Source organism: Mesorhizobium sp. M7D.F.Ca.US.004.03.1.1, assembly GCF_003998635.1.
GTDB classification, from domain to species: Bacteria; Pseudomonadota; Alphaproteobacteria; order Rhizobiales; family Rhizobiaceae; genus Mesorhizobium; species Mesorhizobium loti.
The window spans coordinates 1-3037 of the sequence record NZ_RZQG01000736.1 but is presented as its reverse complement, the minus strand read 5'-3'; the positions used below and the strand labels follow the sequence as shown (position 1 = coordinate 3037).

Here is a 3037-nt window from a genome sequence, read left to right as displayed (position 1 = left end):
CTGATCAACGCATCCATTATCGGGTGGGGCCAGGCCGGCCCCGCTCTCTTGACCTCGTGACGGGATGCCCATGCAAACCGCCCTGCAATTCGGCCCGATCCTCATCCATCTCGACCTGCTGCTGCGCGGCCTGGCGAAGAGCATCCAGCTGGCTGCGCTGTCGATCCTGTTCGGCACCGCTATCGGCATCCTTGGCGCCGTCGGCCGCAGCTTCGGTCCGCGCTTGGTGTCGTGGCCGATCGCTTGGTATGTCGAGCTGATCCGCAACACGCCGCTGCTGATCCAGCTCTATTTCGTCTTCTTCTCGCTGCCGCTGTTCGGCTTCAAGCTGTCGAGCAACACGGCGGCCGTCGTTGCGCTGTCGATCCATCTCGGTGCTTACGCTACCGAGATCCTCCGCGCCGGCATTGAATCCATTCCCGAAGGGCAGATCGAGGCGGCCAAGTCGCTCGGCCTCAGCCGCTACCGCATCATCCGCCATGTCATCCTGGTGCCGGCGGCGCGCGCCGTCTACCCGTCGCTGTCGGCGCAGTTCATCCTGCAGATCATGGGCACTTCGATCGTAGGCGCCATTGCGGCCGAGGAGCTGACGGCGGTCGCCAACAACCTCGTCATGCAGACCTTCCGCAGCTTCGAGGTCTACATCATCATCGCGGTCATCTATTTTGTGCTGGTACAGGCCGCCAGCCTGCTCTTCGCCGGCTTCGGCAAGCTCATATTCAGGTGGAAGCAATGAGCCTGCGCGATTTCGGCCCCACCGAATTGATGTTCCTGCTGCTTGCGACGCGCTGGACGATCCTGCTGGCGCTGATCGCCTTTGCCGGCGGCGGCCTGATCGGTCTGGTGGTGGCGGCGATCCGCGTCGCGCCGGCGCGGCCGTTGCGCTGGCTGGCCGCCGGCTACATCCAGTTCTTCATGGGCACGCCGATCCTGATCCAGCTGTTCATGGCCTATTACGGTTCTTCGTTCCTCGGCTACCGGCCGGACCCGTGGGTGGCGGCGGCAGTGACCTTTTCGCTCAACGGCGGCGCCTTCTTCGGCGAGATTTTTCGCGGCGCCATCGAAGCGATCCCGAAGGGGCAGTGGGAAGCCGCGACCGCGCTCGGTTTCCGCTTCACGCGAACGCTGCGGCTGGTGATCATCCCACAGGCGGTGCGGCTGATGCTGCCGCCGACCGTCGGCTTCATGGTGCAGATCGTCAAGACGACGTCGATCGCCTCGCTGATCGGTCTGACCGAGCTCGCGCGCGCCGCCACACAGGTCAACACGGTGACCTTTCAGCCGGTCATGGTGTTCGGCACGGTGTCGCTGATCTACTTCGCTCTGTGCTGGCCGCTGTCGCTCTATGCCGGTTATCTCGAGCGTCGTTTCGCCACCGGAATGACGCGCAAGGTCGAAGCGCCGCTGGTGATGTCGGCTGTCTAGCTCATCCCCTGAACGCCGGCAGGGTCAAGCCCTTGACGCCGACGTCGAGCGCAAACAATCCGCCCGGATTCTTCTGGTCGACAAAGTGGCTGGCCGGGCGCCGGAGCACGGCCGAGGTGACATAGAGGATGTCTAGATCCTTGCCGCCGAATTCGCAGCAGGTCGGTAGGTCGGTCGGCAGCAGCACCGTCTGCATCAGCTCGCCCTTGGGATCGTAGCGGCAGACCTTGCTGGTCACCGGGATGGTCACCCAATAGCAACCCTCGGCATCGACGGTGGCGCCGTCGGCGACGCCGCCGGTCACCGTCATGTCGATGAAGGTGCGGCGGTTTTCGATGCCGCCCGTGGCGGGGTCGAAATCATAGGCCCAGACCGCGCCGGCATGGCTGTCGGAGAAATACATGACCTTTGAATCCGGGCTCCAGGCCAGCCCGTTGGAGCAGCCGATGCCGTCGATCATCTTGTGTACCGAAAGGTCGGGATCGAGCCGGTAGAGCGCGCCGATGAATTCGATCGGCTGGCCCGGCACCTCGAACATGGTGCCCGACCAGAACCGGCCCTGGCGGTCAGGCTTGCCGTCGTTGAAGCGGGTCTTCGGCATATGCGCTTCCGGGTCGACGATCGCTTCGAACGTGCCGGTCGCCGGATCGAAGAAATGGAAGCCGTTAGTCATCGTCAGGACCAGGCCGCCCTTCTCGCGCAGGCCGAGGCAGCCGAGATATTCCGGCGTCTCGAACACATCGTCCTTGCCGGTCGACGGATCGTAGCGGTGGATCAGCTTCTTCCAGATGTCTATCCACCAGAGCACACCGGCCTTGGGGTCCCAAAGCGTGCCTTCGCCAAGCTCGGCTCCGGCATCGACGACGCAAGAAATTTCGACCATGGTCAGCCCTCTCTTCTGCGCAGCCTGCCGCCGAGGCCGGCGAAGGTCTCGCTGCCGATCGACACAGTGAGCAGGATCACCGCGCCGTAGACGATGAGCAGTGCGCCGCTCGACAGGTTGAGCGCCGGCAGCAGTCCGGTGAGGATTGTCAGCACCATGGCGCCGGCGACGGTGCCGAGATAGTGGCCGCTGCCGCCGAGGATCGAGGCGCCGCCGATGGCGACCGCCGCGATCGAGGTGAACAGATAGGCGTCGCCCATGCCGAGATAGGCCTGGCCGGAATAGCCGGTCAGAAGCATGCCGGCAAAGGCGGCGGTGAGGCCCGAGATGACATAGGTCAGGATGGTGGTGCGCGCCGTCGGCACGCCGGAGAATTCGGCCACGGTGGCGCTGGTGCCCAGCGCATAGAGATGGCGGCCGAACGCCGCCTTGGAAAGCAGCAACGTCGCCACCAGGGTCAGAGCCAGCCAGATCAGCGCGATCACCGGGAAACCGCCAATGCGCCCGACCGACAGGAACTGGATCAGGGCCGGCGCCGAAGGGGTCGGCGAACCGCCGGTCAGCACCAGGATCAACCCTTGCAGGATGACGTTGGTGGCCAGCGTCATGATGATCGGCGGTACGCCGAACTGGGCGACCCCGACGCCGTTGATCAGGCCGATAAAGGCGCCGCCGGCAAGCAGCAACGGCATGACCCAGACCAGTGGCACGTCCTGGCCGCCGCATAGC

General features: G+C 64.7%; 4 protein-coding genes. 2 read left to right on the top strand and 2 right to left on the bottom strand.

The features are described 5' to 3' along the window. Nucleotides 1-70 precede the first annotated feature (70 nt). Both EN935_RS28950 and EN935_RS28945 read left to right on the top strand, forming a co-directional pair. The gene (locus tag EN935_RS28950; protein WP_127265942.1) at nt 71-736 is read left to right on the top strand and encodes an amino acid ABC transporter permease; all 666 of its coding nucleotides are present in this window, start codon (nt 71-73) and stop codon (nt 734-736) included. Next, complete coding sequence (locus tag EN935_RS28945; protein ID WP_127265944.1) at nt 733-1425, top strand: amino acid ABC transporter permease; 693 nt, start codon at nt 733-735, stop codon at nt 1423-1425. The genes EN935_RS28950 and EN935_RS28945 overlap by 4 nt, the downstream gene beginning before the upstream one ends. A 1-nt stretch (nt 1426) precedes the next feature. Here the strand turns inward: EN935_RS28945 and EN935_RS28940 are convergent, their stop codons facing one another. Continuing rightward, nucleotides 1427-2308: an SMP-30/gluconolactonase/LRE family protein gene (locus tag EN935_RS28940; protein WP_127265946.1), complete on the bottom strand. Its 882-nt coding sequence runs from the start codon at nt 2306-2308 to the stop codon at nt 1427-1429. A 2-nt stretch (nt 2309-2310) separates the two neighbouring features. Then, the coding region (locus EN935_RS28935) for an ABC transporter permease (protein WP_164771405.1) at nt 2311-3037 on the bottom strand (727 nt) is incomplete at its 5' end.